The sequence below is a fragment of the Streptomyces sp. NPDC058469 genome (assembly GCF_042721125.1).
Lineage (GTDB): Bacteria > Actinomycetota > Actinomycetes > Streptomycetales > Streptomycetaceae > Streptomyces.
Window position 1 is genome coordinate 1 of the sequence record NZ_JBHXME010000294.1, and the last position, 6,227, is coordinate 6,227.

2 protein-coding genes are annotated in these 6,227 nt (G+C 67.3%); both read right to left on the reverse strand.

What is annotated here, in order from left to right:
- Window positions 1-182 precede the first annotated feature (182 nt).
- The gene (locus ACFWP5_RS51395) at window positions 183-3,194 is read right to left on the reverse strand and encodes a tetratricopeptide repeat protein (RefSeq protein WP_384174030.1); all 3,012 of its coding nucleotides are present in this window, start codon (window positions 3,192-3,194) and stop codon (window positions 183-185) included.
- A 99-nt stretch (window positions 3,195-3,293) separates the two neighbouring features.
- A complete protein-coding gene (locus tag ACFWP5_RS51400; protein ID WP_384174033.1) occupies window positions 3,294-5,693 on the reverse strand; it encodes a Helicase associated domain protein in 2,400 nt (799 codons plus the stop codon).
- Between the last annotated feature and the right edge of the window lie 534 nt (window positions 5,694-6,227).

Sequence of the window (6,227 nt, forward strand, 5' to 3'; positions counted from 1 at the left end):
CCTCTGAACCCCGGGGCATCGCACTGAAGTGCGCGTAGGCCCTGAGGCACGGTCCCGCTGACCCTGTTCAAGCGAAAGACCCCCAAGCCGCACAGCACGCCCGGGGGTCTGGCCTGCCAGCGCCACCGCCGCCCTCTCGGTCCGGGGCGGCGGTACGAGCGTCGTGCACCGCATCGAACGGGTTAGGGGGTGGCGGGGGGTGGGGGTCCCCAGACTCCGCAGGCGTGTGGGTCGGCTGCGATGATCTCGCGCCACACCTGCAGGATGGGCTCCAGCTGCGCAGGGTCGATCACCTTCGCGAGCTGGTCGTAGAAGGGCGTTTCGAACATCTCGTGGGCAACTCGGGTGGCGGACACTGCGCGCAGTACAGCGGCGCCTTCCGTGCCGCGTCCTGTCGCGGCCAGGGCCCACGCCCGGTCTAGAGCCCGGGTGAACGGGGTCGTGACACGCCGGGGGGTGAAGGGTTGCTCGCTGGCCGCGAGCGCGGCCTGTAGGCGGGCGGACACGCGGGCCGGTTCCGAAGCATGCAGGGCGACGGCAAGGAACAACTCGCGTCGCACATCGCCCGCAGGCGCATTCTCCAAGACAGCCCGCGCCTCATCCGTTCGTCCCGTATGGAGAAGCAGGAGGCCAAGGCGAGGAGGAGCGGCGATCGAGCGAGCGTCAGCGCTCAACGCGGAGCGAAAGCAAGACTCGGCACCTGTCGTGTCATCCCGCAGCCACAGCACCAAGCCGAGGTTGCTGTGGGCGCTGCTGTCGGTGGGATGATGGTGGAGGGCTTCACGGATGGCGGTTTCGGCGTCCTGCCATCGTCCGGCCATGCTGTGGCAGTAACCGAGGTTGCTGTGGGCGCCGCTGTTGGTGGGGTCGTGGTGGAGGGCTTCACGGATGGCGGTTTCGGCGTCCTGCCATCGTCCGGCCATGCCGTGGCAGTAACCGAGGCCGTTGTGGGCGCCGCTGTTGGTGGGGTCGTGGTGAAGAGCTTGCCGGTAGGCGGTTTCGGCGTCCTGCCATCGTCCGGCTTCGGCGAGGCAGTCGCCGAGGCCGTTGTGGGCGTTGCTGTTGGTGGGGTTGTGGTGGAGGGCTTGGTGGTAGGCGGTTTCGGCTTCCTGCCATCGTCCGGATGTGGCGAGGCAGTCGCCAAAGACCCTATGAGCGTCGCCGTTGGTGGGGTCGTGGCGGACGATGATCTCGTGCAGGGTGAGTTCGTCCTGCTGTTCCGCGGTAGTCATGCCGCGCATGGCACGCCAACCGCGGGTGAGGTCGGAGGCCACGCTGGCGATGCGTCGTGCGGTGGCTGTGTCCGGGGGCAGGGTGTGGTACGCAGCCGTTCGTAGGAGGGCTACGGCGTCTGCCGGGGGCAGGGCGGCTGTTGCAGCGGTGGCTGCGGCCCACAGGTTGCGGTAGACGCTGGCCGGGGGCTGTGCGGCGACGTCCGGGGGGACGGTGGTGGAGGCGGCCTCCACACGCCGGCGGGCCGCGCGACGCTCACGTTCCTCCCCGGCTGACCAGCCCCACCCGAACCTGTCGCCGAAGCTTCTGAGCGCGGTCAGGGTGGCGGCGGTGTCTGGGAGGCAGGTCGGCGCGAAGAACTGGGCGTGCTGGATGAGCTGGTCGCGGAAGTCGGGAACGGGTTCGGCCCAGGGCAGCAGTTGCAGCAGGAGGGTGGTGCCGGTGCGGGGGTCGGCCCAGAAGGTGTGCCAGACGAGTGCAGAGATGTCCCGCTGCCACTGATCATCGGCAAGCTGCTCATCAACAGTTTGATGTCCTGCGCGGCCGGCGCGCTCACGCAGGAAGTCGGCGGCACGCTGGTTCACCTCCCGCACGGCGGCGCGTTCGTCCTTGCGGAGCAGGAGGTTGAGGATCGCGGCGCGGACATCGTCGTGCAGGACACGGTGGTGGCTGCTCATGAAGTCGTGGCGGGCGGTCAGCCGGTCCGTGACCGTGCGGACGTCGGCAGCCGGCACGTTCCACAGAACGGCGAGAACGTCGGGGTCGTTGTACTGGGCCAACGCCAGAGCACAGAGTTTGGAGCGGTCGTCAGCCAGGGCAGGGACCGTGGCGGTGTGGGTGAGGTAACGCAGCGCCAGCTTCTGCACCACCTCCGAGGGAAGACCGTACGCGTCGGTCGGGCGCTCGCAGATCTCCTCGATGTGCATGCCGGTTTTCAGCGCTTGCACGATCAGTGCCAGGGCCAGCGGCAGTCCGCGGCTGAAACTGACCGCCTGAGTGATTTCCTGCCGGCTCAGGGCTGGCTGGCGCGCGGAAAGATAGGCAGCGGCACTGTCATCGTCGAACACCAGAAGCGGCATGTCGTGCAGCCGAGTGTGCTGGACGCCCCGCAAAAGCCGCTCCGCGATGCTGTGCTCGGCCCGCTGCTCCCCGTCCTCCAGACGCGTCCCCAGCACCCACACCGTGCGCGGGCCACTGCGGGCAATGATCTGGTGCAGCTCCAGCAGCGTGGGCCCCAGCAGCTCGCAGGTGTCCATGATGACCACGACCGGCTGTCGCCGGGCCAGTGTCCGCAAGCCCTGCCCGAAAGCCTGCACCAACTCGGTCTTGGCATCGATCAGCTGCCGGAACACCTGCGCATCCACGGTCCCATGGCGCAGCCGGTGTGCCACCGACCCGGCCGTGAAAACTCCCGCTATTGCCTTTTCCACAGACTTCTGACCGACCGGGATTCCGGCCGCTGCCAGACCGAGACCGCTCACATCCGCGAGTAGCCCTTGCGCTTCCTTGCCGGTGATCACCGGCTGGGCACTGCCGTGCTCGTCCAGCAGCATCCGATTCTTGGCCCGCTCCACCATCTCCGGCAGCTGCGACGCCTGCCGGCGGAAATCGTTGAAAGCCCGCTCCGCCGCCGCCCCGCACGCTTCCTCAAGAGCCGCCGCGACAGCGGCCAGCAGCCGCCACACCTCCGGACCATCGGCCGACGCAGCAGCCACCGACCGCAACGGGTTCTCACCCCAGTCCAGGAACACCGCCGTCAGCCGCTCACGCCGCCAACCACGCCGAGGACGTTCCTCACCCACGATCTCCCGCATCCGCGCCAGCAGCGTGCTCTTGCCCACCCCACCCTGGCCACGCACCAGCACCACATGACCCTCATCAGGGCCCACCCCACCCAACTGCCCTAACAGCAGACGCAGCCGGTTCTGCTCATCAGCGCGCCCCACAAACACATCACCCATCAGCGCATCCCCCCGAAGCGTTCCCCGGCTTCCACGAGCCACCAGATGCGATCGCAGCGCCGACTCGACACCCGGTCTATCGCGATATCTCCGGAATCATTACGTTGCCCAGTTGAGTCCGAGATCAGCCAGCGCCTGGAGTTTGTCGGGGGTGAGCTTCGCGCGGCGCCCCCTCTGGTTCATGATCCACACCCCGAGCTTGACCTCTGCGCCATCCTCCAGCTCCTCAACATGGGCCCTGGGGACCGTCACAGAGCCCGTGCGGGCCTTGTACTGAGCCAGGGCCGCCACGCCCCGTTCGAAGGCACCCGCGGGCGTCGCGGACGGCTTCGCGGGCGCGTCCGTCTCCACCGGGGCCGCAGGCACGGGCGGAGGGGCGACGCCAGCGGCCTCCAGGCGTTCGCGCTGTCCGCCCGTCAGGGCCTGCCAGACTTCCGGTTTCCGCTGCCGGGCCAGCCACTTCCCGATGTCCATGCCGTGGATGGTGAGGCCGGGAAGGACGTCGGCTTGGCCCGCTTCGTCGCGTACGAGTTCGCGGAGTGCGGCGTAGTGGCGTTGCCAGTCGGCCGGCCAGGCGGGGTTCCAGTCTTCGTCGATGGCTTCCAGTGCCGTCTTCCACTCGGGGTGGTCGTCCAGCGCACCTGGACGCCGCAAATTCGCGAGCCACATCCCCAACGGCCTGTCCAGCGTGCTGGCGGTCCGGGGGGCGCAGAGGGTCCAGTGCTGGTCGTAGTACGCCTTGGCGGCTTCCAGATTTTCCTGGAACCGCTCATCCGCTACGGACCAGACCATGCCGAGCCGCTCCAGGCGCTGCGCGCGCTGCCCGTTCATTTCCCCGGCTCCGTAGGCGCGTCGTTGTTCCGCGACCCATTGTCCAAGTGGTGTCGCGCCCTCTCGGTGTCCGTAGGGCACCCTCGCGTTCCCGACCCGTTCGACGTACGTCTTCAGCTTCGCCCAGCCGCGGGCCCAGTCCTGGCGTTCGGTGTCGATGACGTTGAAGGAGACCCAGTCGGCGACCATCACCGGGTCGCGTGGGGCGGCGAAACGGAGCAGCAACCGTGATTCGGCTTCGCCTTCCTCGGGCGGCGTGCCGATGTTCACGGACGGTTGGGCGACATCCTTCTGAGGCTCCTGGGGAATGGCGAGCAGCTCGACGGCTTCTTCATCGTGAGCGCGCAGACCTTCCAAGACTTTCACCAACGGGCGATACGACCCCGAGGTGAACATATCCTCGGGCATTTCTCCGGGCTGGAGGAAGACAGGAACGATCAAGGAGGCGAGTTTGCCCTGTCCCGGCTTTTGCCGGAGTGCCCGGCCGATGGCTTGGACGATGTCGTGCGGCGCCCCCTTGGGGTCCAGTAGGGCAACGGAGTCCACCGCGCGGATGTCGACGCCCTCGCCCAGGACCCGGCAGTTGGAGAGCACGGCGCGCTGCGCCGTGGTCCCGAACGAGCCGAGGACTTCCTGCCGGTGTTCGGGGAGGTGCTCGCCGCACAGCCAGTCGGCCCAGATGCGCTTGGGGTAGGTCTCGGGCTGATCCGCGTGCAGCTTCGCAGCCACCTGCTCCAGGCCCTCCGCGCACGCCTGTGCCTCGATGGTGCGGTGGTGGAAAGTGATGCACGTCGACAGGTTGTGCTGCGCCATCGTGTGCAGGAGCGCGGCCTGCAAGGCTCCGAGCCGCTGACCGCGCACCTCTTCACTGCGCCGCTCCTCGCCCATCAGCCGCTCCGGGGTGACAACCGGGTCCTGGAGCTCCAGGACGATGATCTGATAGCGCGCCAGCAAGCCCCGGGAGACGGCTGATGCGAGCGAGAGCTTGTAGAGGACGGGCCCGAAGACGCTCTCGTCGTCCATGGAAGCTGCCATCTCCCGCGGCAGCGGGTCACGGACTCCTTCGGAGATCTCCCGGTTGAGCCGCTCTTCCCAGATCCGTGGTGTGGCCGTCAGGTACAGCCGGCGTGCTGCCGGGATGACGCTCTGATCGTGGATGGCCGCCCAGGCCTTACCCATCGAGCCACTTGTCCTGTGGGCCTCATCAACCACCGTGAGGTCTACTCGATCAAGCTTCTGACCGTAGACACCCTCGAACGCCTCCGCCAGAACACCCAAAGACGCGTAGGTGGCGTAGATGGTCACCGGCCCCCGCCCGTGCCACAGCGCCAACTGGATCGGGTTCGTCGTAGAGCGCACCCTCAACGACCACAGCCCCGGATCGTCCTGGAGCGAACACACCGCCACCGCCGGCCCCTTGTGCCCGGCCTCGTGCCACGCCCTCACCGTCTGCGCCAGCAGATCCAGCGTCGGCACCAACACGAGCACACGCCCCCTGGGTACAAGCCGCCTCGCCGCCACCGCCGCCATGATGGTCTTCCCCGTGCCACACGCGGCGTGCACCTGCCCGCGAAGACCATTCCAGGGGATTCCACCCGGCGGAACATCAAGACCGCGCACAATGGCGGCAACGGCCTCGATCTGGTGATCACGCAGCTTCACGGCCATGCCCCGTGTTCTCCTTTTCGCAAAATGCAGCACGTAATAGCAAATGGAATCCAGGCGCAAAGTGCGCGGCGGTAGGGGTGTAGCATCTGATCCCAGACTCTACACAGTGATGACTCGTGATGCATCATCCGCGCACCACCTTCTGCGCCCGAGGGTGACACCTGACTCAACCCCATCTACGAACGGCCGGTTGTCCTATATGCTGACAGGCATTGGTGAACACGTCGGGACAGTCAGACGATGGGGGAGGGGTTCAGGGTGGAGCGCAGCGGAACCCGTCGCTACCACGGGGTCGGCACCCCGTCAGGCCGACGGCCTGTCACATCCGTTGCAAGGGTGGTAGCTGGGAATCCCAAGCCCTACACGGACCCGCGCGTGATGCACTACCCCTTGCTGCCAGCCTAGGCACCCGCGCTTGCGCGGGTGCCTCCGATTCGCGCTTGCGCGAATCGGATTCCTTTCGGAATTCCGTTTACGGAATTCCATTCCGGCGCTTGCGCCGGAATTCGAATTGCGCTTGCGCAATTCTTTCTC